A 23,806-nucleotide genomic window follows, 5' to 3' on the forward strand; every position below is an offset into this window, starting at 1 on the left:
CCAACCCGGTGCCCCCTTCCCGTTCCCCGCTCCCCTCTCCCCTCCCCCCTCCGTTCACGCCGCCTCGGCGCGCCTGATCTCCTTGATCTTCAGCATCCGCGTGATGACCTTGTCCAGCTCGTCGTCCTGGAAGACCTTCTTCCAGTCGTCCTTGACGATCGACTCGCGCCCGTAGTCCATGGCGATCAGGCAGGCGTCGGAGAACGGGTTGGACCCCTTCAGGGTGTTGGCCAGCGCCACCTGGGTGTGGCCGAGCAGCATCGCGCGGGCGGCCTTCTCGGGCACGCCGACGGTGTTGACCGTCTCGTCCAGGGCCTCGGTGAGCAGGGCGCCGACCATGCAGGCGATGGTCTCGACGAGGGTCGGCTCCAGCACGGCCAACTGCTTGACCGTCACCCAGTGGACGTCGACGACGGGCGCGTACATGGTGCGGATGACCTCGTCGGCCAGGTCCTTGCGGCTCTCGTCGGCGCCCTCGTACGCCGCCACGACCTCCTGGGGCGCGGCGATCCCCCCGAAGGTGTCGGCCCACTCCTCCTTGGTGGTGCGCTCCAGGAAGACGGACGGGTGGCAGGGGTGCGCCACCGCGTTGACGACGTCGGCCCTGCGCGCGAGCAGCCCCGCGTACGCGGCGGCCGGGTCCAGGGTGAGCAGCACCGAGCCGGGTCGCATCAGGGGCACCAGGGCCTCGGAGACGGTGCCCAGCACGATGTCGGGCACGGCGAGGATGACGACGTCGGCCTGGGCGGCGGCCTCGGCCGAGTCCGTCAGTTCGCGGCCCTTCTCCCGGAGCAGTTCCTGTCCCTTGGGCGAGTTCTCGCTGAACAGGACCCGGAAGTCGCTCTCCACGAGGTTGTTCGAGACGCGCTGGCCCATCTTGCCCGCGGCGCCGATGACGGCGACGGTCCGCTGCTCGGTCTCCTGCTCGGACATCACTTGCTCCTCATGAGGGTGTTGACGCTGTGCTGTGTCCACTGGTCTTCGAGCCGGGCGGTCTCCTCGAAGCCGCCCTGCCACGGGAGCCAGTGCTCCACGATCTGGTTGATGTCCCGCTCGTCGGGAAGGACCCGCTCCACCATGTGGGCGTAATCGAGCAGCCCCTCGCCGAGCGGGCAGCCCGCGAGGGTGAAGCCGATCCAGCCGTCGCGGCGGCTGAACGCGAAGTCCTTCACATGGATGTTGACCACGTGAGGGGCGGTGCGCTCCACCACGTCGACGGGCCGCTCCAGGCGGGCGACGCTGTTGCCGGGGTCCAGGCAGACGCCCAGGTGGGGGCTGTCCACGGCCCGTACGACGGTGAGCAGATCGTCCGTGGAGACCTGCTCGTACGTCTCCAGGCCGAGGGTGACCCCGCGCTCCGCGTAGGCGGGCACGGTCTCGCGCAGCAGGGCCGTGGCCTCGTCGGTGGAGGGACGGTGGTCGGCGGTGTTGAGCATGCTGCGCACGAAGGTGGCGCCCAGCGCTTCGGCGAGGCGGAGGTAGCGGCGCAGGTGGCCGGGGGCCACGCCTCGGGTGCCGAGTTCCAGGCGGATGCCCAGGTCGTCGGCGGCGGCGCGCACCTCCGTCAGCTCGGCGTCGGTGAAGGACTCGATCACCGGGTGGTCGCAGATCTGGAAGACGTCGGCCCCCAGGGCGCGCGTGTTCTCCAGCATCTCGCGAACCGTCAGCGGCTTCGGGGCCCGTTCGGACAGGCGCCAGAAGAACGCGTACGTGCTCAGGCCGTAGGCCATCACGCGCTCCTTTCCAGGGTGTCGGTTCCGTTTCCGTGGCCGCCGGTCGTCCCCTGCGGGCGGCTCCCCTGCGGCGGGCCCCCTTGCGGATGGCTCCCCTGGGGGAGGCCGTGGAGGGCGACGGCCTCGTCGAGGATCCGGGCGAAGGCCGCCGGGTCGTGGGCGAACCGGCCCAGGAACAGGCCGCCCGCGCGCGCGTCGAGCCGCGTCAGCAGGCCGGGGCCCGCGCTGCCGCCGTAGATGACCCGGCTGCCCGTCAGGCCCGGCTGTTCCGCCAGCCACGCGGACAGGTCCGCGCAGACGGCGCCGATGTGCTCGGGCGAGGCGGGCTCCGGGGCGCCGATGGCCCACTGTGGCTCGTAAGCGACCAGGACGCGCCCCAGCACACCGCCCACACCGCCCACACCGCCCACACCGTCCCGCGCCGCGACGGCGAGCGCCGAGGACACCTCGTCGATGCAGCGCTCCGTCGCCTCTCCCACCCGCACGCGCTCCGGCTCGCCGACGCAGAGCACCGGGGTGAGCCCGGACCGCAGCGCGGCCGCCGTCTTGGTGGCGACGGTGTGGTCGTCCTCGCCGAAGAGGCGGCGCCGTTCGGCGTGGCCGACCTCCGCGTAGGAGCAGCCGATCTCCCTCAGTTGAGGGCCCGCGACCTCGCCCGTGTAGGCGCCGTTGTCCTCGGCGCACAGGTCCTGCGCGCCGATCCGTACGCCCGATCCGGCGAGGATGCCGCAGGCGGGGGCGAGCGTCGGGAAGGAGGGCAGGACGAAGGTCTCGGCGAGCCCGCTGGCGACGGCGGGGTGCCGGTCGGCGATCGCCGCGATGCGGCGGCACCAGTTGAGCGTCTCGTGATGCCCGAAGTACATCTTGAGGCTGACGCCGATGGTGACGGCCGAGGCGGTCGGGGTGGTTGAGACGGCCGAGGCGGTCGAGGCCCCCGTGGGGTGGTCGGGGGCCATGTCAGGCCGCCTCGTGACCGGGGCCGTTGCCGGGGCCCGAGGCGGTGCCGGTGCCGGTCGCGTCGTCGCCGTCGCGGCTCTCCTCGTAGTCGCACATGAGCTGGACCTTGGCGGCCGAGGCGGACGAGGTGTCGAAGCGGTACGTCAGCCACTCCGCCGCCAGCCTGCGGGCGAGTTCCAGGCCGACGACGCGCTGGCCGAAGGTGAGCACCTGCGCGTTGTTGGAGAGGACGGCCCGCTCGACGGAGAAGCTGTCGTGCGCGGTGACGGCGCGGATGCCCTTCACCTTGTTCGCGGCGATGGCCACGCCGAGGCCCGTGCCGCACACCAGGAGGGCGCGGTCCGCCTCGCCCGCGGCGACGAGTTCGGCGGCGGCTATCGCGACCTTCGGGTAGGCGGTGTGGCCGTCCGCGTCGACGCCCACGTCCCGTACGGACGCGACGAGTCCGCTGGCCTCCAGGTCCTGCTTCAGTGCCTCCTTGTAGGAGTATCCGGCGTCGTCGCTGCCGACGACGATGCGGAGCGCGGGGGCCTGCGGTGCGGTGTCAGCCTTGTCAGCCATCTCAGCTTTCCTTAGTGGTGCGGTACTTCGGGGTGGTGCGGTACGTCGGCTCGTCGACGCGGGCACGGGCACGGGGGCGAGTGCGGGGGAGGCCGTCCGTCGGCTCAGCCCCCTGCGGTCCTGGCGGCCAGTACGCCGTGCACCGCGCGGGCTATCAGGGCGAGCGAGACGGCGCCCGCGTCCGGGGTCCCGAGGCTCTTCTCGGCGTGCGGGCGGGCCCGGCCCATCCGGGGCAGCAGACCGGCGGTGGCCTCGGCGGCGCGCTCGGCGGCGGTCGCGGCGTCGTCCCAGGCGACGGTCAGCGCGCGCCCCTCGGCGACGCCCTTGCCGAGCGTCTCGGCGAACGGCACCAGCACGTCCACCATGGTCTTGTCGCCGACCTCGGCCCCGCCGAGCCGTCGCACGGCGGCCGACGCCTCCGCGGCGGCGTCGCCGACGGTCCCCGGTGCTGGCGCTTCCTGGTCGCCGAACGCGGTGCCGAACGCGCGCAGGACGACGCCCCACAGCGCGCCCGAGGTGCCGCCCGCTCGGTCGGCCCAGGCGTCGGCGGCGCGCTGGAGCAGCGTCCCCGCTCCGGCGCCCTGGTCGAGCGCCTCACGGCCCGCCTCGCACGCGGCGGAGGAGCCGCGGCGCATCCCGATGCCGTGGTCCCCGTCGCCCGCGACGGCGTCGATCCGCCCGAGTTCCTCCTCCTGCTCCGCGACGGTGCGCGCTGCGGCCTCCAGGGCGGCCAGCGCGGTACGGGCCGCACGGCGGGAGGCGTCGCTCGCACCCGGAACGGGCGCGGGCACGGGCTCGATGGCGGGCCCGGTCGCGGGAACGGCAACAGGCGCTGCCCCGGCTCCGGTTCCGGTTCCAGCCCCGTCCCCGGCACCGGCCGGTGCCACGCTCCCCTTGCGGTACGCGGGCGCGTCGGCCGGAGCCCGCCACAGCGGCTCCAGCTCGTCGTCCAGCCAGCAGAGGGTGAGCGAGACGCCCGCCATGTCGAAGCTGGTGACCAGCTCCCCGACCTCCGGATCGACGGTTTCGACGCCCGCCTCCTCCAGAAGGGCCGCGACGCGCCGGTAGACGACGAACAGTTCCTCGTACTTGACCGAGCCCAGCCCGTTCAGGAGCACCGCCGCTCGCTGCCCACGGGGCGTGGCCACGCCGTCGGGCAGCTCGGACAGCAGCGTGGAGACCAGCAGCCCGGCCGCCTCGTCCGCACTGGGGACCTCGCGCTCCCCGAGCCCGGGCTCGCCGTGGATGCCCAGGCCGACGGCCATCCGGCCCTCCGGCACCTCGAACAGGGGCCCTTCGGCGCCGGGCAGCGTGCAGCCGGAGAAGGCGATGCCGAAGGAGCGCGTACGCGCGTTGGCGAGGCGCGCGAGGCGCACCACCTCGTCCAGCGCGAGCCCCTGCTCCGCCGCCGCTGCCGCCGTCTTGAAGACCGTCAGATCGCCCGCCACGCCCCTGCGCCGCTCCGGCTCGGACGCTTCGGCGCTGGACACGTCGTCGGTGACGGCGAGCGTCTCGCAGCGGATGCCCTCGCCGTTCAGCCGCTCCGCCGCCTGCCCGAAGTGCAGTACGTCCCCGGCGTAGTTGCCGAAGGCCAGCAGCACTCCGCCGCCGGAGTGCGCTGCCCAGGCGACCTGGTGGATCTGCTGCGCGGAGGGCGAGGCGAAGACGTTGCCGACCGCCGCGCCGTGCGCCAGGCCCTGGCCGACGAGGCCGGAGAACGCGGGGTAGTGGCCGGAGCCGCCGCCGACGACGACCGCGACCTGCCCGTGAACCGTGGGCGTGCTGCGTACGACGCCTCCGGGGACGCCGCGTACCCAGCGGCGGTGCGCGGCGACGAAGCCCTCCAGGGCCTCGTCCGCGAAGGCGGAGGGCTCGTTGAACAGTCGAGTCATGAGAGGCGGCCTCCAGGACCGTGGGGGAAGCGGTGGGGCGGTGGGGCAGGGCGGCGAGTCAGCGGCCGGTGGCGGGAGGCGCGAGGGGCTGCGGCGCGGAGGGGGCGCCCTCGGCCACCACCGATCCCGTCGAACCTGCCGATCCCGTCGGCCCCGTCGACCCCTCCGGCGTCCGGGGGCCCTTCCCCTCCCGTGCGCTGAGCCGGAGCATCAGCATGGCGGACAGCAGCATGAACGCGCCGACGAGGAAGAGCGGCAGGTAGTAGGTGCCGCTGAAGTCCTTGAGCCAGCCGGTGATGTAGCCCGCTGCGAACCCCGCGATGTTGCCCGCGGTGTTGATCAGCGCGATGCCCGCGGCAGCCGCGGCCCCGGTCAGGAACTGGGAGGGCAGCGACCAGAAGGTGGGCAGCGCGGCGAAGATCGCGCACGCGGTCACCGTGATCACGGCGATGGTGGCGGCCGGTGAGCCCATGTAGAGGGCGAGCGGAATGCTCAGCCCGCCGACCACCGCTGGGCCCGCGATGTGCCAGGACCGCAGCCCGTGCCGGGTGGCGTGCCGGGACCAGAAGAACAGCACGATGGCCGCGGGCAGATACGGGATCGCGGTGATCAGCCCGGTCTGGAGCACGTCGAAGCTGGTGTCGTACTGCTCCTCGAACCCCTTGATGATCGTCGGCAGGAAGAACGCGAGCGCGTACAGCCCGTAGATGAAGCCGAAGTAGATGACCGCCAGCGTCCAGACGCGCCCACTGGTGAACGCGGCCTTGAGCGCCGCCTTGCCGTGGCTGCCATGACTGTCCTGGCCGCCCTGGGCCTTCCCGTCGGCGCCGTCCGTACCGTCCGTCTTGGCGGTGTTCTCGCGCGCCAGCTCGGCCGTCAGCCAGTCCTTCTCGGCCTGGGTCAGCCACTTCGCGTCGGCCGGGCGGTCGATCAGGTAGAACCAGGCGACGACGCCCAGGACGATCGCCGGGATCGAGACCCCGAGGAACATGAAGCGCCAGCCCTCAAGGCCCAGGAAGGCGCCGTGCTGGTTGATGAGCCAGCCCGCGAGAGGGGCACCGATGACCGTGGTCAGCGGCTGGGCGAGGTAGAAGAGGGCGAGGATCTTCGTGCGGTGCCGGGCGGGCACCCACTGGCTGAGGAAGAGGATCGCGCCGGGGAAGAATCCGGCCTCGGCCACCCCCAGCAGGAAGCGCAGCGAGTAGAGCTGCCCGCTGCTCTGCACCCATGTGAACAGCAGCGAGACGACGCCCCACGAGATCATGATGCGGGCCAGCCAGCGGCGGGCGCCGAACTTGTGCAGCGCCATGTTGCTGGGCACTTCGAGCACGATGTAGCCGATGAAGAAGACGCCCGACGCGAGGCCGAACTGGGCGGCGGTCAGACCGAGGTCCTGGCCCATGCCGTTGGGCTCGGCGAAGGAGATGGCCGTCCGGTCCAGATAGTTCACGAAGAACATCAGGGCGACGAAGGGGACGAGCCGGACGGCGATCTTCTTGATCGCTGATCGCTCCACGGCTGGAGCGGCGGTGGCACTCATGACGAACTCCTCTTCCGATCCGGACCGCGTCGTCCGGAGAAGAAACCCTGTCCACCTGGCGGCGGCTCCGCGAGAGAACTCGCTGGACAGGGGGCTGTACGGAGCACGCTAAGCCTGCACCAGCAAATTGGTCACCAATTTACCAAAGTGATGTATGTCGCTTTTGAATCCCCTTGACGGCCCACCCGGGACCCCTTTGCGACGTGCTCTGATGTACTGGAGCCGGGCCGCCGCCCGCCCTCCCTCCGGGAGCACGCGCCGGGAGCGGCGCCGACCGAGGGAGCCTCCGTACGTGAAAGGGAACGCCGCGTGAGCGCCCAGCCTGACCAGCCCGGCCAGCCCGGCCAGCCCGGCCAGCCCGCCCGGTCCGACGAGCCGAGCTTCGAGGCGCTGCTGCGCCCGGTCGTCCGGGAGTCGTCCGTCAGCGAGGTCGCGAAGCGGCTGCTCGACCACCTCTCCGAGGGGCACCTCAAGCCGGGCATGCGGCTGCCCGCCGAGCGCCAGCTCGCCGAGGCGCTGAACGTCGCCCGCTCCAGCGTCCGCGGCGCCCTCTCCGCGCTCGACGTGCTGGGCATCATCGAGATCCGCCCGGGCTCAGGCTCCTACGTGCGGGCCGGGACCTCCGAGTTCCTGCCCCGCGCCATCAACTGGGGCCTCATGCTGGGCCAGCGCCGCACCCATGACCTCGTCGAGGTGCGGACGTTCATGGAGAACGTGTCCGCGCGGCTCGCCGCCGAGCGCGCGTCGGAGGAGGACGCCGATCGGCTCCAGCAGCTCCTGGACCGGATGCGGGAGGCGGGCGACGACGTGCCCGCGTTCGTCGAGGCGGACATCGCCTTCCACCTGGAGACCGCGAACATCGCGGGAAACTCCGTGCTCAGCGACATCCTGCACAGCATCCGCGCGCTGCTCCAGGTGTGGATGGAGCGCGCGGGCGGGGTCGAGGGCACCGTGTCCGGCACCCTCAAGGAGCACGCGGAGATCCTGGCGGCGATCCGCGCCCACGACGGGGACGCGGCGGAGCGCGCCATGGCCGCGCACATGAACTGCGCGAGCGCGCGCCTGCGGTCCTCGCTGAGCGACGAGGAGAGCGGGGAACTGGACACCGCCGACACGGCGCGCTGACCGTCGCGCCGCGCCGTCCTGACCGTCGCGCCGCGCCCGGAGCGGCCCGCCCTGCCCCGCCCTGCCCTGGCCCCCGCGAGCCCCCTTACCGCCCCGAACCGCACAAAGCGCTTGCTCGTATGCTCGGGGGATGACTTCGAGCGCGCAGGCAGTCCCCACAGCCAACGCCATGCGACGTGCACTCCGCCGCGCCCGCGACGGTGTCGCGCTGGACGCGACGGAGGCCGCCGTGCTCCTCCAGGCGCGCGGCGACGATCTCGCCGATCTGGCCGCCTCGGCCGCCCGGGTGCGGGACGCGGGTCTGGAGGCCGCGGGACGGCCGGGAGTGATCACGTATTCGAAGAGCGTCTTCATTCCGCTGACCCGGCTCTGCCGCGACAAGTGCCACTACTGCACCTTCGTGACCGTGCCGGGCAAGCTGCGGCGCGAGGGCCACGGCATGTTCATGTCGCCCGACGAGGTGCTGGACGTCGCGCGGCGCGGAGCCGAACTCGGCTGCAAGGAAGCGCTGATCACTCTCGGCGACAAGCCGGAGGACCGCTGGCCCGAGGCCCGGGAGTGGCTCGACGCCCACGGCTACGACGACACCATCGCCTACGTACGGGCCATCTCCATCCGCATCCTGGAGGAGACCGGTCTGCTGCCGCACCTCAATCCGGGCGTGTTGTCGTGGACCGACTTCCAGCGGCTCAAGCCCGTCGCGCCGAGCATGGGGATGATGCTGGAGACGACGGCCGAGCGGCTGTGGTCCGAGCCGGGAATGCCGCACTACGGCTCCCCGGACAAGGAACCGGCGGTCCGGCTGCGGGTGCTGGAGGACGCGGGCCGTTCCTCCGTGCCGTTCACCAGCGGGCTGCTCATCGGGATCGGGGAGTCGTACGAGGAGCGCGTGGAGTCGCTGTTCGCGCTGCGCCGCGTCGCCCGCGCGTACCACGGCATCCAAGAGCTGATCATCCAGAACTTCCGCGCCAAGCCGGACACGGCGATGCGCGGTATGCCGGACGCGGACCTCGACGAGCTCGTCGCGACGGTCGCCGTGGCCCGGCACATCATGGGCCCCGCCGGGAACCTCCAGGCGCCGCCGAACCTCGTCGACGGCGAGTACGCGCGTCTCATCGGCGCCGGGATCGACGACTGGGGCGGAGTCTCCCCGGTGACCATCGATCACGTGAACCCCGAGAAGCCGTGGCCGCGGCTGGACGAACTCGCCGCACAGTCGGCGGCGGCCGGCTTCGAGCTGCGGGAACGGCTGTGTGCCTACCCCGAGTTCGTCCAGCGCGGCGAGCCCTGGATGGACCCCAGGCTGCTGCCCCACGTGACCGCGCTGGCCGACCCGGAGACGGGCCTCGCGCGCGAGGACGCCACCGTCGAGGGCCGCCCCTGGCAGGAGCCAGACGAGGGCTACATCGCCCCCGTCGGCCGCACCGACCTGCACCGCACCATCGACACCGAGGGCCGCACGGGCGACCGTCGCGACGACTTCGACGAGGTCTACGGCGACTGGGACGACCTGCGCGAGCGCGCCAAGCCCGGCATGGTGCCCGAGCGCATCGACACGGACGTACGGGCCGCGCTCTCGCAGGCCGCCGACGACCCGACCAAGCTGACCGACGACGAGGCCCTCGCGCTGCTGCACGCCGACGGGCCCGCGCTGGACGCGCTGTGCCGCACCGCCGACGACCTGCGCCGCGAGACGGTCGGCGACGACGTCACCTACATCGTCACGCGGAACATCAACTTCACCAACGTCTGCTACACGGGCTGCCGCTTCTGCGCCTTCGCGCAGCGCCGTACCGACGCCGACGCCTACACCCTCTCCCTCGACCAGGTCGCCGACCGCGCCCAGCAGGCGTGGGACGTCGGCGCCACCGAGGTCTGCATGCAGGGCGGCATCCACCCGGACCTGCCCGGCACGGCGTACTTCGACATCGCGCGCGCCGTGAAGGAGCGCGTCCCGGGCATGCACGTGCACGCCTTCTCACCGATGGAGGTCGTCAACGGCGCCAGCCGCACCGGCCTGTCCATCCGCGAGTGGCTGACGGCCGCCAAGGAAGCGGGCCTGGACACCATCCCGGGCACGGCCGCCGAGATCCTGGACGACGAGGTCCGCTGGATCCTCACCAAGGGCAAGCTGCCGGCGGCGACGTGGGTGGAGGTCGTCGAGACCGCGCACGAACTGGGCATCCGCTCCTCCTCGACGATGATGTACGGGCACGTCGACCAGCCCCGCCACTGGCTGGGCCATCTGCGGCTGCTCGCGGACATTCAGCGCAAGGCGGAGGCGAAGGGCGTGGAGGGCTTCACCGAGTTCGTCACGTTGCCCTTCATCCACACCAACGCCCCCGTCTACCTCGCGGGCATCGCCCGCTCCGGGCCCAGCACCCGCGACAACCGCGCGGTCACGGCCATGGCGCGCGTCCTGCTCCACCCGCACATCCCCAACATCCAGACGAGCTGGGTCAAGCTCGGTACCGAGGGAGCGGCCGAGATGCTGCGCTCCGGCGCGAACGACCTGGGCGGCACGCTGATGGAGGAGACCATCTCGCGCATGGCGGGCTCCAGTTACGGCTCGTACCGCTCCATCCAGGACTTGATCGCCATCGCCGACGAGGCGGGCCGCCCGGCGAGGGTCCGTACGACGACGTACGGGCCGGTCTCCGAGGAGCGCAGCGCGGCGGCCCACGCCTCGGACGGCCACCTCCCGGAGCTGCTGCCGGTACTGGGCGACTGACCCCCGCTGAACCCACTGCCCGCCCCTTCCGCCCCGTCATCCGGACACCACGGACAGCTCACACAGCGCCCACAACTGACAGAACCTTGTCGATTAGAGTGCTGACCCGGTCAGGCGGGGCGGAAGGCGTACGTCCGGCACGGCAGCGTCCGGAACGGCACAGCAGGGCGACGCGTTCCCCGCGCGGCCAGCGAGACGACGGCGACACGAGGGAGCAAGGGAAGGGGAGGACGGTGGCCGCTTCCGGCAGCGATGCCATATGGGGCCGCGCCGAACAGCAGGACTTCCGCAGCAGGGTGCGGGGCTGTCTGCTCGGTGGCGCGATCGGTGACGCACTCGGCGCGGGCATCGAGTTCGACTCGCTGGACACGATCCGGCGCACGCACGGCGCGAGCGGCGTCACGGACTACGTAGCGGCCTACGGGCGACGCGGCGCGATCACCGACGACACGCAGATGACGCTGTTCACCATGGACGGCCTGATCCGCGCCCACGTCCGCCGCGACACGGGCGCCTGGCACCCGCCCACCGACGTGCACGCCGCCTACCGCCGCTGGGCGGCGACCCAGCGCGACTGGGGGCCCGACGAGCGCAAGAAGGAAGACGGCTGGCTCGCGCGCGAGGAGTGGCTGTACGCGCGCCGCGCGCCCGGCAACGCCTGCCTCAGCGGTCTCGCCGACGACCGCATGGGCACCGTCGAGACGCCCAAGAACCCCCAGTCCAAGGGCTGCGGCACCGTCATGCGCTCCGCGCCCTTCGGGCTGCTCGTGGGCTGGGAGCCCCAGCTCGTCTTCCAGCTCGCCGTCGAATGCGCGGCCCAGACCCACGGCCACCCCACCGGCTACCTCGCGGCCGGCGCCTTCGCCGCGATCGTCCACGCGCTGGCCCGCGGCGACTCCCTGGACCACGCGGTCCAGAAGGCACTGGCCCAGCTCGCCGCCCGCCCGGGCCACGAGGAGACCTCGGACGCGCTCAAGCGCGCCCTGGGCGCCGTGCGCCAGGGCATGCCGACAGCCGAGCGCGTCGCGGCGCTCGGAGAGGGCTGGACGGCCGAGGAGGCGCTGTCGATCGGCGTCTACTGCGCCCTGGTCGCCGAGGACGTCCGCCACGGGCTGCTGCTCGCCGTCAACCACGGCGGGGACAGCGACTCGACGGGGTCCGTCTGCGGGAACCTCCTCGGCGCGATCCACGGGGAGACCGCGCTGCCGCCCGGGTGGGTGGCGGAGCTGGAGGGGCGCGCGACGATCCTGGAACTCGCGGACGACTTCGCGATGGAGATGACGCAGGGCCCGGCGCTCCACGCCCCCGGCGCTGCCAGCCCGGCCTGGCTCCTCCGCTACCCGCGCGCGTAACGGCTCCCTGGAGGGACTGGGGGCATCTCGCGTGCGGGACGCCGAAGAGGGAGGCGGCCGGGAGGTTTCAGCGGAGGCACACCGCCAAGGGGCCGGCGTCACGCGTCAGCGCATCAGCTCGCCCGCGTTCACCAGGAGGCACTGGCCCGTGATCGAGCGGGCCCGCTCGGACGCGAGGAAGGTGACCGCGTCGGCGACGTCCCCGTCGGTCGCCAGCTCGGGCAGCGCCATCCGCGACGCCAGCCGCTCCCGCACCTCCTCCTCCGGCACCCCCTCCGCGTCGGCGGTCCACCGCACGTACGCCTGCACGGGCGGCCCCCACATCCACCCGGGCTGCACGGTGTTGACGCGGACGCGGTGCGGGCCCAGCTCGCGGGCCAGCGAGTACATGGCAGACACCAGCCCGCCCTTCGACGCCGCGTAAGCGGCCTGCCTCACCTGCGAGGGCGCGGCCACGGACGACTGCGTGCCGATGAGGACGACGGCGCCGCCCCCGCGCCGCTTGAGCGCGGGCAGGCAGGCCCGTGTCATGCGCAGGGTGCCGAGGAGGTTGACGTCGAGCACGTCGCGCCAGGCGCCGAAGTCGGCGTCCTCCAGGCCGCCCATGTAGCTGTCGAGCGCCGCGACGTGCACGGCCGCGTCGATCCCGCCGAAGCGGGACTCGGCCAGCGCGGCGAGCGCCGCGCACTGGTCGTCGTCGGTGATGTCGGTGACGAGATGGGCTGTGCGCGCACCGGACGGGTCGATCTCGGCGGCCGACTTGGCGAGATTCGTCTCCGTACGGGCCCCCAGCACCACGTTCGCCCCGTCCCGCACGCACGCCGCGGCGACCTGGTGCCCCAGCCCCGCGCCGACGCCTGACACCACCACGGTCCTGCCTTCGAGCAGCACTGTCGGTCCCTCCCACCCGCTGAGCCGTAACTGACGGCTCGTCAGGGTAGGGACGCGCCCGCGAGAAGACCAGAGCCGCGCACGCCCCGGGCGCCCTCCCCGTGCGTCGCACCCCTCGTCTTCTGATGCCACCTCAGCTATACGTGCGGGGGTGCGGGGGGACCGTCGTCGCCACAGGGAGGCACCCATGCCGGAGGACACACGGAGCGGGACGTACGCCGAGCTGGCCGCGGTCGGCCCGTACGGAGTGCGGCCCGGACACGCCCTGATCACGATGGTCGAGCCGCACCCGGGGCACGAGCACGCCTACAACCGCTGGTACGAGGACGACCACTTCATCGCTGGCGCCATGGCCATGCCCTGGATCTACGCGGGCCGCCGCTGGGTCGCCACCCGCACGCTGCAACTCCTGCGCTACCCGGAGGACTCGGCCGTCGCGAAGCCCGTGACGGCGGGCTGCTACCTCTCGACGTACTGGATCACCGAGGGCCGCTACGACGAACACATGAAGTGGACCGTCGGCATCAACAAGCGCCTCAACCGCGACAACCGGGTGCACCAGGAGCGCACCCACGTCTTCACCAGCTTCCAGGACCACGAGGCGACGGTCTACCGCGACGGCGACAGCGGCCCCCGCGACTTCCACGCGCTCGACCACCCCTACCGCGGGCTGGTCATGCAGGTCATCGACGCCGAGAGCCCGGAGCGCTGCGGCGAACTCGCCGCCTGGCTGCGCGACACGCACCTGCCGGAGCGGCTGAAGGGCTCACCGACGGCCATGGTCACCCTCTTCCGGCCCACACCGCTGCCGGGTGACCGGATGTCGTACGTGAAGCAGGTCGAGGGCGTGGGCACCCGGCTCACGCTGCTGTGGTTCCTGGAGCAGGACCCGCGCGAGTGCTGGGAGGCATGGTTCACGGGCCTGGACGAGGCGGTGGCCGGTTCGGGCCTGGGACGCGTGGAGTTGGTGGCTCCTTTCCTCCCGACGGTGCCGGGAACCGACACCTACGTGGACGAACTCCGTCAGGAACTCCGGTGAGGGTGAGGGGAGGGACACGCGGGGAGGACCCTCACGGAAGCTCCTCACAGTGACAACTGCGGAGGAGGAGAGGCAGTTCCCGAAACGGGCGGACATCCGAAGGACGGGAGTGTCGGCGCGACGGGGTGGCGTGGGGTGGTGCGGAGCGGCGCGAGGTGATGCGGGGTGATGCAAGGCCGAGCCCCCTCGGCCGGGACGGCGGACCAGTCGAGAGGGCTCTTGGGTGTTGCTGGTGTCACTTACCTTGTCGCACTCGTGGCGTTCTGCCGCGCCGAATACGTGGCAGAAGCCGAGTCGGTCAGCGAGGGTCGAGAACCCTGGCGCTCACCGCGTCGACGAACCCGGTCCAGCTCTCCGGACGGAAGCTGAGCGAGGGGCCGCCAGGCGCCTTCGAGTCACGGACGGCGATCGCGGACACGATCGGCGACCTCACCTCGACGCACGCGCCGTTGGCAGAATAGGTCGATTTGGTCCAGTTGTCGGTGTTTCCCTGTCGAATAGCCATGTCTGCTCCATTTGTTGGTGCCTTGTGATCGACCGTACGCCCCGATATCGGGGCGCGAAGAGGTCCTTCACTCGACTGGATGGCATATTCCAGTCCGGTCTTCACACCGCAGACAGGCGAGGGGTACCCTCTCCGCCCTCAGGGTTTGGCAAAATCCTTGGCCGCTTTTTCGATGAACCGGCGGGTCTCCTCCGGGTTCAGTGCCTCGGCGCGCAGATGCTCGTACATCACGCTGTAGAGCTGCACATCGTGCGACTTCTCCAGATAGAGGTCGCTCGTCACGCCCTCCAGATAGACCACCGACGAGTCCGAGGTGTCGGGGAACTCCAGGATCGCGTACTGCCCGTTGACCCCGGGGTGCGCACCCATCGAGAACGGCATCACCTGGATCGTGACGTGGGGCTTGGTCGCCATCTCGTTGAGGTGCTCCAACTGCTCGATCATCGTCTGACGGCCGCCGATCTCCCGCCGCAGCGCCGACTCGTCCAGTACCGCCCACAGGCGCAGCGGCTGCCGGGGGTCGGTGATGCGCTCCTGGCGCCGCATCCTGACCTGCACCCGCTTCTCGATGTCGGCGTTGGACGCCTCCGGGAGGGCGCCCACGCAGACCGCTTCCGCGTACGCCCTGGTCTGCAACAGGCCGGGCACGACCTGCGGCTCGTAGACGCGCAGCGAGGACGCGTCGGTCTCCAGGCCGATGTAGACGCTGTACGGGATGTCGCCGAAGGCGTGCCACCAGCCCTGCTGGCGGGACTCCTTGGCCATTTGCATGAGCGAGTCGACTATCCGCCGGTCGTCGACCTCGTAGACCCCGCAGAGGTCACGGACGTCGCGCTGGCTGATGCTGCGGCGCCCGTTCTCCAGGCGGCTGATCTTGGACTGGGACACGAGCAGACGGTCCGCGACCTCCTCGGCCGTCATGCCCTTCCGCTCGCGTAGCTGACGCAGTTCCTGCCCCAGCCTTCGGCGTCGGACGGTGGGGTTCACGTTGGACGCCACTGGATCTGCACCTCCGCGTAAGTACGACTACTTCCAGCAGGTTGCCACCAACATGTGCGGCTGCGCTGGCAAATGGCAACAGAGGGTGCCTGTTTGAGTACGCGTTTGCGTCGGGATACGGCCAGCCGCGCGCACAACCGGCGCGCGGGCGTCGCGGAGTGAGCACCGCCCCGCACGTGGGCGTACGGGGCCGACGGCGGTACGCGTACGGACTCCGCCCTCAGTCGCGGCAGGGTTGTGCGCGGGCGGACGTGGGGTGCGCGCATGCCCGTGCAGGCCCTTCGGCACGCCCCCGAGCGCTCTGTCGCCGCGCCACAGGGGTGCCCTTGCTCCCGGGGTCCAGGGCCCTCCGTGGAGGGCTTACGGGGCCGCGCACGCCCGCGCGGGGTGGCGAACCCGGCCGTCGTCCTAGGCGGTCGGATCGCCACCCCGCGCGTTTTCGCGGCTCCCGGTGGTGGTTCAGCCGTGGGTACGGCGTACTGCCTCGTGCTGTGTGCGGTGCTGCCTGCCTACGGTGCTGTGGCGCTGTGGTGCTGTGGTGCTGTGGTGCGCGCCAGGGTCGTACGCCCTCAGTGGTGCCCTGGTGCCGTGCCCGCGCCATGCCCTGGTGGTGACCGGACGTACGCGCGGTGGTGCTCCTCCTGCCTCAGCGGGCGCCGGCGCGGGCCATGCCGCCCGCCGGTTGCCGTGCCTGCTCGGGGAACTGCCGCGACTGCGTGGGCCCGGGGGATGAGGTCGCCCGCGCCGTCGCCGGTGGGCGGCCGACCGGGCCGCCACCGCTGTTGTTCCCCGCCGGGCGCCGCGGCTGGGCCGCGACACCGTTCTGCACGTCCATGACGGCGTGCGCGACCAGACCACCCATGGGGTCGTGCCTGATCAGGTCCCGGAGGCGGGAGCGGCATGACCGCCCCTCGTTCCCGGGGTAGAGGTGCTTGCCGAGTCCGACCGCGTGGGCCAGCGCGGCGAGCGCCGCGGTCCGCGGGTCCGGCGGTACGCCGGTGCGGATCGCCGAGTCCAGCCGGGTCCTGATCTCCCGGCTGATCGCTGTCTCCGTCGCCTGGTAGCGCGTCGTCGGCAGCACCCCGCACATCTGGCCGGATACGGCGTGCACCATGCCGCACCGCTCCAGGTGTGTGAGATAGGTTTGGCGCAACCCCAGCCGGGGTCCGCCGATCCAGTGAACGGCGCGCACCGGGCTGCCACGCCTTCGCAGCAACTCAAGCGCGGAGTCCAGAGTCGGATCTCCGGTCGGCCGTGGCAGCACCACGGCGATACGATCCCCATCAGGGGCTATCCGTCCTGCCAGAGCCAGCTCCACTAGCTGTGCCCCGGCCAGGCCGAGGTCGAGCGACTGTGGCTGCGCCGTGGTGCCCGTGGCCGGGTCCAAGGCGAGCAACAGAAGCTCCTCCGGAATTGTTCTGCGGCTCCTGCCCATCCATGCCTCCCCGCGTGGATGAATGACAGGGTGACCCCTCTCACAATGGTCTGTCGAGAGTGCGTGGACGTTATGGGCGGGAACCAGTAGGTATGTCGTTCTCGTCTGCCCGGTTGGGAAGGCCGGTAGCAGACCTGTGGAGCCGCCGCCGCGTGACGTGGCGGGCACGGTGCACAGGACACTGTTAACTGGTATGGCGAGCGGCGAGCATCAGCATCAGGAGGCATCGGTGGCGGGCGAGTCCCCCGACAAGTCGAAGCGCGAGAGGTCGTCGGGGGAGACGACGGCGGACGGCGGAGTGGTTCCGTCCGACAACGGGAGGGCCGCGAAGGCCGAACCCGAGGTGGAGTCCCCGGCCGTCGAGACCGAAGGTGACACTGCGTCTTCGGACGGTGACACTGAGGTCAAGGCGCAGGGCGACCGTAAGGGCAACGGCGAGGGCGGCGGTGACGAGCGGCTGAAGGTGGCCGTCGCCGCATGGGTTGCGAACGCGAACGACGACCCGGAGGGTGCGGACTCCGGCGAAGCTGACGAACCCGGTGAAGCCGACGAAGCCGACAGGTCCGAGAAGAAGGGGAGCGGCGGCGACGAACCCGCCGCCTCTGGTTCCAAGGGCGGTAAAGCGCCGGAGGGCGAGGGGGATTCCGGCCAAGCTGCGCCGAGCGATCTGCCGATACGCCCGAAGCCGGGCGACGGCGACCCGGAGGAGCCCGAGAAGGGCGGCGAGCGCGCCGCGAGTGCCGAGGGAGGTAAGAGCGCCGGGGCGGCCAAGGGTGGCAAGTCCGGCAGCAAGCAGGGCGGTAAGCAGGGTGGCAAGCCCGGCAAGAGTGCCGCCAAGGGCGCTGCCAAGAGTGCGAAGGGCGCCGGGGCGGCCAAGAGCGGTGCTGGTGCCGTCGCCGGTGGTGGGGACGACGGCAAGGGCGCTGAGGGGGCCGAGGGCACCCGGGGCGCCGAGGCGGAGGTGGACCAGCCGACCGCCATGTTCGGCGTCCTGCGGCCCGACGCCGACCGCACCGCCGACGCCGACGACGAAGAGGCCGCGGCGCGTCGCGCCGAGCACATGACCTCGGCCTTCTTCGGCAGCACGAAGCGTGGCGACGAGGACGACGAGCCGACGGCAGCGAAGAACGGCGACAAGGACTCCGCGGACGACGAGGGCGGTAAGGACGAGGGCGGTAAGGACGCCAAGGGCGGCAAGGGCGAGGGGACTTCCGCGAAGAGCCCCGGGTCCGCCACGGGTTCCGGCTCGGAGAAGGCCGCCCCGTCCGGAAAGAGCACGCCCTCGTGGGCGGCCGTCGACCAGCCCACGACGACCTTCCGCGCGGTCGGCCCCGACAAGGGCGGGGACGAGGGCAAGGCCGAGGACAAGGGCGCCTCGGACGCGCCCTCCGACAAGGGTGAGGGCGCCAAGGACGAGAGTGCCGGAGCCGTCGACCAGCCCACGGCCGTCTTCCGCGCCCTCGGTGCGGACAAGCAGGACACCAAGGGCGCCGAAGAAGCCAAGGGTGCGAAGGGCGCCGCGAGCGACCAGAGCGCCAAGGACGCCAAGGGCGGTAACAAGGAGCCCGTCGAGGAGTCGGAGTCGGAGCGGACGAGCCAGTTCGTACCGCTGAAGTCCGCCGACGACGCACCGCGTGCCCCCAAGAAGCCCACGCCCGCCGTGCCCCCGAAGCCCTCGGGCAAGCCGCGTACGGGCGCCCAGGACCCGCGGCTTCCGCTGCCGCAGGCCGAACCGTCCGCGGGCGGCCAGGGCGCGGCAGCGGCGTCCGCTTCCGCGGCGGCGCCGTCGGAGGCCGGGGCGCAGCCGCAGGCGGAGCAGCGCCCGTTGACCGAGGCGGAGCTGACGCGTTTGCAGCCGCGGCCCGACCAGGCGCCGTTGGACCTGCTGGCGCAGCTCACCAATACGCCTCCGCCTCCGGAGACCCCGCTGCGCACGGCCGCGCGCCGGGTGAAGATCTGGACTCCGCTGGTGCTGCTGCTGTTGGTCCTGTTCGTGATCGCACAGGCCGTGCGCCCGCTGCCGGAGTCCACGCTCACGCTCACCGCCTCGGACACGTTCACCTTCGAGGGCTCGAAGCCTTCGGTGCCGTGGCCCTCCGAGGGGCAGGCGGTGCTCGACGTCCAGGGGCTGGGCTCGCTCGGCTCCTACGGGGAGCAGAAGCCCGTGCCGATCGCGAGTGTGGCCAAGGTGATGACGGCCTACGTCATCCTGCGCGACCACCCCGTCAAGAAGGGCTCGGACGGCGTGAACATCCCCGTCGACAAGAAGGCGGAGGACGAGGCGGGCCTGAGCGCGCAGAACGAGTCGACGGTGGAGGTGAAGGAGGGCGACAAGATCTCGCAGCGCGAGGCCATGGAGGCCATCATGATCGCGTCCGCGAACAACGTCGCACGACTCCTCGCCCGCTGGGACGCGGGTTCGGAGGAGGCGTTCGTGAAGAAGATGAACGCCGCCGCCAAGGACCTCGGGATGACGAACACGAAGTACACCGACCCGAGCGGTCTCAAGCACTCCACCGTGAGCACCGCTGCTGACCAGGTGAAGCTGGCCAAGAAGGCAATGGCCATCGACCTGTTCAACAAGACGGTCCGGCTGCCGGCGTACACCGACACCAAGGGCGAGAAGCACCTGAACTGGAACCGGCTCGTTCCGCTCGACGGCGTCGTCGGCATCAAGACCGGCACCACCACCAGGGCGGGCGGCAACCTGCTCTTCGCGGCCGAGAAGGAAATCGGTGGCACGAAGCAGTTGATCATCGGGGCCGTGCTGGGACAGTACAAGCCGTCGATCCTCGACACGGTGCTCGGCGAGAGCAAGAAGCTGATCGACTCCGCACAGGACGCGCTCCAGTCCCGCAAGGTCGTGCAGAAGGGCGACGTCGTCGGCTACGTGGACGACCAACTCGGCGGCAAGACACCGGTCGTCGCGACCAAGGACGTGTCCGCCGTCGGCTGGTCCGGGCTGAAGGTCAAGCTCGCGCTGAGCGACAAGGGCAAGAGCGTTCCCCACGAGGGCGCCGCCGGCGACGTGGTCGGCAACCTCACGGTGGGCGACGGCCCCGGCCAGGTGCGCGTACCGGTCGCGCTCCAGGACGACATGAGCGAGCCGAGCTTCGGCTCGAAGCTCACCCGCATCCTCTGACGGATGTCAGCTGACGGGTATCAGCTGACAGCTAACAGATAACCAATTTCGGATAACGCCTCACGGTGAAGCCGCACGCTACGGGCCGGGACACGCTGTCCCGGCCCGTAGTCGTGCGCCCCGTGGTCGAGGGGATGGCGCTTCGCGTCAGCTACCGCTTCCACTGCCGTAGGGGCGGGTGATGATCTCCAGGATGTGGCCGTCGGGGTCGGACCAGTAGACGCCGCGGCCCCCGTCGTTGTGGTTGATCTCGCCGGGGCGCTGGCGGTGCGGGTCCGCGTAGTAGGTGATCTTGCTGTCCTTGATGCGGCCGAAGATGGCGTCGAACTCGTCCTCGGACACGATGAACGCGTAGTGCTGCGGGGTGATCGGCCCGTCGCCCGCGTCGGCGAAGTCGAGAGCTACCTCGTTGCCGGTCACGACGGGGATGAACGGCCCGTACTGCGGCTGCACTTCGAGGCCGAGCAGGGTGGCGAGGAAGTCGGCCGACGCCTTCTTGTCAGTGGCATGGACGATGGTGTGATTGAGCTGAACAGACATGGTCGGTCTCTCCTGACGTCCCGGTGGTACGGCTCTGCTGACAGGCTTGTCCATTCCAACGGGAGCGACAAGCAACGCTATTTCGGAATGTGCTCGGCCTTTCGGCTTAGTCCTCGGGGCCCAGAACGGGACACCCGAGCACCGGGGCGCGGGGACGGGGAGGGGAAACGATGAGGGAGAAGGAACGTACGGGGAGACGGCCGTCGGCCCGGGCCGGTGCCGGCGGCGGTGCTCGCGGAGGCGGCAGTGGCGCGCGGGGAGGGGTGCTGCGGCTGGGCACGCTCCCTGTCGTGGCCACGGCCCTGACGGGCACGCTCGCGCTCTACATGGCGCTGGTGGCCTTCGGCAACATCACGGACTTCGGCACGAACCAGCAGTTCGTGCGGCACGTGCTCGCCATGGACACCACGTTCAAGGACGAGGACCTGATGTGGCGCGCGATCGAGTCGAGAGGGCTTCAGGACGCCACGTACGTCGCGATCATCGCCTGGGAGACGGTGACGGCCCTCGTGCTGGTCTGGGCGACGGCGCTGTGGGCAGGCGGGCTGCGTCGCCCCGGCACGTACGAGCGGGCCCGCAGGGCGAGCACGCTGGGGCTGGTGATGCATCTGCTGCTGTTCGGCGCGGGGTTCATAGCCGTCGGCGGCGAGTGGTTCGCGATGTGGCAGTCCTCGGACTGGAACGGCCTGGACGCGGCGGCGCGCAACTTCGCCGTCGGCGCCTTCGTGCTCGTCCTCGTCCACCTGCCGTCCCGTCAGTGGAGCGTCGCGGGGGAGGACTGAGGCCGCGCGACGACGCGCCGCGCGCCACGGGGCGGGTCAGCGGGCACGACGAGCGGGCGGGCCCGGCCAGGACCCGCCCGCCGCGTCGGCGCTGATGCCGGTGGCCGGTGGCAACGGTGACGGACCGGCGGCCCGTCACCGGCCACCGGCACTGTTGCCGTCGGTCAGTGGTGGACCGCGTCCTTCGTGCCGCGCTTCGTCGCGCCGACTGCCTTGCCCGCCTTGTAGGCGAGGGCGGTGCTGCCGGGCACGGAGTCGTACCAGTGCCGCTTCGCGAACGGCACGGTGTGCCGCGCGCTCCTGTACCACCGTTTGCCGTGCTTGCCCGCCGCCTTGCTCGTGGTCCGGCTCGCGCGCCTGCTCGCCGACCCTGCCGTGTCCGTGGTCCTGCGCGCGCTGCGCGCGGTCTCCCGCGCGGCACGCTGGGCGGTCCGCCTGGCCGTCTTGCCAGCGCTCTTTCCCGCGGCCTTGCCAGCCGCGCCGAGGGCCTCGGCGTGCTCGCGCACGGCGGGCGCGTTCAGCGCGTCGAGGCGGCGCAGGGCGCGTGCCCGTCCCGCGCCGTGACCCTTGCCGCCCAAGCGGCGGCGGGCCAGCAGCCCGGCGGCGGTCACGGCGACGAGCGCGCCACCGGCCGCGGCGATGGGCTTGGCGTTGCGGCGGCCTGATTCCACGGCGTGCGCCGCGGCCTCCTGGGTCCGCGTCTTCACATCCGCCTTGGCCACCAGCTCCTCGATGGTGGTGCCCAGTTCGTCGCGCGTACGGTCGATCCTGGCGCGCAGACCGTCGGTGTCCGTGACGCCGTCGGAGTCCGCGGCGCCCGCGCCGTTGGCCGCGCTCTTCGCGTCGGCGTGCGTATCGGCGCGTGTATCGGTGCTGGTACGGGTGTCCTTCGAGGTCATCGGCGTGTCCTGCCCTTCGTCCTGATCGTCTCGATGTCCGCCTGCACGCCCTCGATCGCCTGCCGCGGTACGGGCGGCGCCGCCTTGCGCAACTGCGCCCTGCCCATCAGCGCGAGCACGCCCGCGAGGGCGAGCAGCACGCCGGTGACGACGAGCGCGGACAGCCACACCGGCCAGACCTCGGCCGGCCCGGCGATCCCCGTCGCCACCCCAGCCATGGCCGCGAGCAGCCCGAGGAGCCCGGCGGCGCCGTACAGCCCACCGCCGCGCCCGGCGCTCCGGCCCTTGACGCTCAGCTCCACCCACGCCAGCCGCATCTCGTCCCGAACGAGCTGAGAGAGCTGCGCGGAGGCGCGGGAGACGAGCGTGCTGACGGGCGTCTGCCCGTCCACGTGCCGCTTCCCTGTCTGCTGCGCTACGTCGGTCACGCCGGGCCGGGTACCTCGCCTCGGGCCGTCTAATCGGCTTTCTCGCCGTGCCCGCTCAGCCCGCCGTCAGCGGGTAGTGGTCCGAAAGGTTGACGTAGGTGTAGTCCTTGCCCCAGCTCGACACCGTCCAGGGCTCGCTCCGCTCCTTCACCACGTGGTTCCGCCAGTTGTCCGGGCGGGCGTGGCCGCGCCGGTGCAGCACGTGGTCGAGGTCCTCGCTCGGGTCGTCGGGGTAGCGCTCGGCGGCGATGGAGTTCTCGTCCGTGTCGAAGGAGTACGGGTGCCCCGTACGCGCGTCGGCGGGCACGGCACCGGCGTTCGCCAGCATCGACCCGTACTCGTCGCCGTGCGAGTCGACGTTCAGGTCACCGGCCAGCATGACCTGCTCGTCCGAGGGGATGTGCTTCGCGTCGAGGAAGGCGTCGATCTGCCGGAACTGCGCCGCGCGGTCGGCGACGGCCTCCCCCTCGCCGCAGCCCGAGTCGGTGGACTGGGTGTGCGTGCCGACGATGTGCACCTTGGTGCCGTGCACGTCGAGCACCGCGTACAGGAAGCCCTTGTTGGAGTACGCGTCCGAGCCGCACGCGTCCGGATACACGTACTGCTCCTGCCGTACGATCGGCCACTTGCTCAGCAGCGTCACGCCGCCGTCCTCCGGGGTGGTCGCCGAGTACGCGCCGCCCGTGGCGTCCCACCCGCTCCTGCTCCGTCCGACGACGGGCGTCTGGTGCGGGTACCGGTCGGCCGCGTTCCGCTTCAGCGCCTCGGACGAGGAGTTGTCGAACGCCTCCTGGAGCACGACCACGTCCTGCCCCTGGAAGAAGTCCGCCGCGGGAATCGCCTGGGCCCGGTGGTCCTGGCCCCAGTTCGGGTACAGGGACCGACTCATCAAGAACGCGTTGTACGTGAGGACCTTCAGCCGGGGCGTCTCCGTCCGCTGGGAGCTCTTCCCGACGGCCTGCCCGGATGCCTGCCCTGATGCGTGGCCGACGGCCGTGGCGGGCACGGCCGCCACCAGCACCGCCACGGCGGCCCCGACCCCGACGACGGCCCCCGCCGTCCTGCCTGCCCGTACCCGAACCGGAATCCGCGCTATCGGCTTGCGCACTGCGTCTCCTGCGATGTGGGGGGTTTGCATGAGCCCACCCATCAAAGCAGCCCGCGTTACTGGCGGGTATACATGCGTCCCACGGCACTGATCCCTGGAACGCGAAAGGCCGCCCGCCCGGGTGGGCAGACGGCCTTCTGTCCGGTG

The 23,806-nt window shown here is 71.6% G+C and carries 20 protein-coding genes; 6 read left to right on the top strand and 14 right to left on the bottom strand.

The features are described from left to right. Positions 1 to 54: 54 nt before the first annotated feature. From ACYVOO_RS38305 to ACYVOO_RS38330, 6 genes are all read right to left on the bottom strand, one after another. On the bottom strand, positions 55 to 933 hold the full coding sequence (locus ACYVOO_RS38305; protein WP_461020333.1) for a phosphogluconate dehydrogenase C-terminal domain-containing protein: 879 nt from the start codon (positions 931 to 933) through the stop codon (positions 55 to 57). Beyond that, positions 933 to 1,730 carry a sugar phosphate isomerase/epimerase family protein gene (locus ACYVOO_RS38310; RefSeq protein WP_461020334.1) on the bottom strand — a complete coding sequence of 266 codons (798 nt, stop codon included), beginning with the start codon at positions 1,728 to 1,730 and terminating at the stop codon, positions 933 to 935. The genes ACYVOO_RS38305 and ACYVOO_RS38310 overlap by 1 nt, the downstream gene beginning before the upstream one ends. Then, positions 1,730 to 2,689 (bottom strand): triose-phosphate isomerase family protein, encoded by a 960-nt coding sequence (locus tag ACYVOO_RS38315; protein WP_461020335.1) that lies wholly within the window; start codon positions 2,687 to 2,689, stop codon positions 1,730 to 1,732. Before ACYVOO_RS38315 ends, ACYVOO_RS38310 begins: the two co-directional genes overlap by 1 nt. A gap of 1 nt (position 2,690) precedes the next feature. Next, the gene (locus tag ACYVOO_RS38320; RefSeq protein ID WP_461020336.1) at positions 2,691 to 3,251 is read right to left on the bottom strand and encodes a ribose-5-phosphate isomerase; all 561 of its coding nucleotides are present in this window, start codon (positions 3,249 to 3,251) and stop codon (positions 2,691 to 2,693) included. Positions 3,252 to 3,355: 104 nt separating this feature from the next. Beyond that, on the bottom strand, positions 3,356 to 5,143 hold the full coding sequence (locus ACYVOO_RS38325) for a dihydroxyacetone kinase family protein (protein ID WP_461020337.1): 1,788 nt from the start codon (positions 5,141 to 5,143) through the stop codon (positions 3,356 to 3,358). Between the two features lie 58 nt (positions 5,144 to 5,201). After that, complete coding sequence (locus ACYVOO_RS38330) at positions 5,202 to 6,683, bottom strand: MFS transporter (RefSeq protein WP_461020338.1); 1,482 nt, start codon at positions 6,681 to 6,683, stop codon at positions 5,202 to 5,204. A 390-nt stretch (positions 6,684 to 7,073) separates the two neighbouring features. Between ACYVOO_RS38330 and ACYVOO_RS38335 the strand changes: the two genes are divergently transcribed. The 3 genes from ACYVOO_RS38335 to ACYVOO_RS38345 all read left to right on the top strand — a co-directional run bounded on the left by ACYVOO_RS38335 (position 7,074) and on the right by ACYVOO_RS38345 (position 11,891). Further along, a complete protein-coding gene (locus ACYVOO_RS38335) occupies positions 7,074 to 7,808 on the top strand; it encodes a FadR/GntR family transcriptional regulator (RefSeq protein WP_461020408.1) in 735 nt (244 codons plus the stop codon). A 130-nt stretch (positions 7,809 to 7,938) separates the two neighbouring features. Beyond that, a complete protein-coding gene (locus ACYVOO_RS38340) occupies positions 7,939 to 10,539 on the top strand; it encodes a bifunctional FO biosynthesis protein CofGH (RefSeq protein WP_461020339.1) in 2,601 nt (866 codons plus the stop codon). 233 nt (positions 10,540 to 10,772) lie between these two features. Further along, positions 10,773 to 11,891, top strand: coding sequence for an ADP-ribosylglycohydrolase family protein (locus ACYVOO_RS38345; RefSeq protein WP_461020340.1), 1,119 nt, complete (start codon positions 10,773 to 10,775; stop codon positions 11,889 to 11,891). A 105-nt stretch (positions 11,892 to 11,996) separates the two neighbouring features. Here the strand turns inward: ACYVOO_RS38345 and ACYVOO_RS38350 are convergent, their stop codons facing one another. Next, positions 11,997 to 12,782, bottom strand: a complete 786-nt coding sequence (locus ACYVOO_RS38350; RefSeq protein ID WP_461020341.1) for an SDR family oxidoreductase — start codon at positions 12,780 to 12,782, stop codon at positions 11,997 to 11,999. 187 nt (positions 12,783 to 12,969) lie between these two features. On the opposite strand from ACYVOO_RS38350, the gene ACYVOO_RS38355 reads away from it, so the two are divergent. Next, a complete protein-coding gene (locus ACYVOO_RS38355; RefSeq protein WP_461020342.1) occupies positions 12,970 to 13,821 on the top strand; it encodes a hypothetical protein in 852 nt (283 codons plus the stop codon). Positions 13,822 to 14,119: 298 nt separating this feature from the next. On the opposite strand, the gene ACYVOO_RS38360 is transcribed toward ACYVOO_RS38355, so the two are convergent. The 3 genes from ACYVOO_RS38360 to ACYVOO_RS38370 form a co-directional block, all read right to left on the bottom strand. Then, positions 14,120 to 14,326: a DUF397 domain-containing protein gene (locus tag ACYVOO_RS38360; RefSeq protein WP_453344888.1), complete on the bottom strand. Its 207-nt coding sequence runs from the start codon at positions 14,324 to 14,326 to the stop codon at positions 14,120 to 14,122. A gap of 138 nt (positions 14,327 to 14,464) precedes the next feature. Then, entirely contained in the window at positions 14,465 to 15,325 is an 861-nt protein-coding gene (locus ACYVOO_RS38365; protein WP_461020343.1) for a helix-turn-helix domain-containing protein, read from the bottom strand. Between the two features lie 646 nt (positions 15,326 to 15,971). Then, a complete protein-coding gene (locus ACYVOO_RS38370; protein WP_453344890.1) occupies positions 15,972 to 16,760 on the bottom strand; it encodes a GOLPH3/VPS74 family protein in 789 nt (262 codons plus the stop codon). A 193-nt stretch (positions 16,761 to 16,953) separates the two neighbouring features. Here ACYVOO_RS38370 and ACYVOO_RS38375 point away from each other — a divergent pair, with 193 nt between their 5' ends. Further along, complete coding sequence (locus tag ACYVOO_RS38375) at positions 16,954 to 19,902, top strand: D-alanyl-D-alanine carboxypeptidase (protein WP_461020344.1); 2,949 nt, start codon at positions 16,954 to 16,956, stop codon at positions 19,900 to 19,902. 147 nt (positions 19,903 to 20,049) lie between these two features. Here the strand turns inward: ACYVOO_RS38375 and ACYVOO_RS38380 are convergent, their stop codons facing one another. Beyond that, on the bottom strand, positions 20,050 to 20,442 hold the full coding sequence (locus tag ACYVOO_RS38380) for a VOC family protein (RefSeq protein ID WP_453346192.1): 393 nt from the start codon (positions 20,440 to 20,442) through the stop codon (positions 20,050 to 20,052). 290 nt (positions 20,443 to 20,732) lie between these two features. Here ACYVOO_RS38380 and ACYVOO_RS38385 point away from each other — a divergent pair, with 290 nt between their 5' ends. Then, complete coding sequence (locus tag ACYVOO_RS38385; protein ID WP_461020345.1) at positions 20,733 to 21,224, top strand: DUF2165 domain-containing protein; 492 nt, start codon at positions 20,733 to 20,735, stop codon at positions 21,222 to 21,224. Positions 21,225 to 21,388: 164 nt separating this feature from the next. Here the strand turns inward: ACYVOO_RS38385 and ACYVOO_RS38390 are convergent, their stop codons facing one another. From ACYVOO_RS38390 to sph, 3 genes are read right to left on the bottom strand one after another with little or no spacing between them, the layout of a single operon-like run. Next, positions 21,389 to 22,123: a DUF3618 domain-containing protein gene (locus tag ACYVOO_RS38390; RefSeq protein ID WP_461020346.1), complete on the bottom strand. Its 735-nt coding sequence runs from the start codon at positions 22,121 to 22,123 to the stop codon at positions 21,389 to 21,391. Next, the gene (locus ACYVOO_RS38395; RefSeq protein ID WP_461020347.1) at positions 22,120 to 22,551 is read right to left on the bottom strand and encodes a phage holin family protein; all 432 of its coding nucleotides are present in this window, start codon (positions 22,549 to 22,551) and stop codon (positions 22,120 to 22,122) included. Before ACYVOO_RS38395 ends, ACYVOO_RS38390 begins: the two co-directional genes overlap by 4 nt. 55 nt (positions 22,552 to 22,606) lie before the next feature. Beyond that, positions 22,607 to 23,659, bottom strand: coding sequence for a sphingomyelin phosphodiesterase (gene sph / locus ACYVOO_RS38400; RefSeq protein WP_461020348.1), 1,053 nt, complete (start codon positions 23,657 to 23,659; stop codon positions 22,607 to 22,609). Positions 23,660 to 23,806 lie beyond the last annotated feature (147 nt).

The organism is Streptomyces daliensis (assembly GCF_054782395.1).

Bases quoted from the DNA above. Each gene is read 5' to 3' on its own strand.
- ACYVOO_RS38305 (WP_461020333.1), bottom strand. From the start codon at position 933: ATGTCCGAGCAGGAGACCGAGCAGCGGACCGTCGCCGTCATCGGCGCC.
- ACYVOO_RS38310 (WP_461020334.1), bottom strand. From the start codon at position 1,730: ATGGCCTACGGCCTGAGCACGTACGCGTTCTTCTGGCGCCTGTCCGAA.
- ACYVOO_RS38315 (WP_461020335.1), bottom strand. From the start codon at position 2,689: ATGGCCCCCGACCACCCCACGGGGGCCTCGACCGCCTCGGCCGTCTCA.
- ACYVOO_RS38320 (WP_461020336.1), bottom strand. From the start codon at position 3,251: ATGGCTGACAAGGCTGACACCGCACCGCAGGCCCCCGCGCTCCGCATC.
- ACYVOO_RS38325 (WP_461020337.1), bottom strand. From the start codon at position 5,143: ATGACTCGACTGTTCAACGAGCCCTCCGCCTTCGCGGACGAGGCCCTG.
- ACYVOO_RS38330 (WP_461020338.1), bottom strand. From the start codon at position 6,683: ATGAGTGCCACCGCCGCTCCAGCCGTGGAGCGATCAGCGATCAAGAAG.
- ACYVOO_RS38340 (WP_461020339.1), top strand. From the start codon at position 7,939: ATGACTTCGAGCGCGCAGGCAGTCCCCACAGCCAACGCCATGCGACGT.
- ACYVOO_RS38355 (WP_461020342.1), top strand. From the start codon at position 12,970: ATGCCGGAGGACACACGGAGCGGGACGTACGCCGAGCTGGCCGCGGTC.
- ACYVOO_RS38360 (WP_453344888.1), bottom strand. From the start codon at position 14,326: ATGGCTATTCGACAGGGAAACACCGACAACTGGACCAAATCGACCTAT.
- ACYVOO_RS38370 (WP_453344890.1), bottom strand. From the start codon at position 16,760: ATGGGCAGGAGCCGCAGAACAATTCCGGAGGAGCTTCTGTTGCTCGCC.
- ACYVOO_RS38375 (WP_461020344.1), top strand. From the start codon at position 16,954: ATGGCGAGCGGCGAGCATCAGCATCAGGAGGCATCGGTGGCGGGCGAG.
- ACYVOO_RS38380 (WP_453346192.1), bottom strand. From the start codon at position 20,442: ATGTCTGTTCAGCTCAATCACACCATCGTCCATGCCACTGACAAGAAG.
- ACYVOO_RS38390 (WP_461020346.1), bottom strand. From the start codon at position 22,123: ATGACCTCGAAGGACACCCGTACCAGCACCGATACACGCGCCGATACG.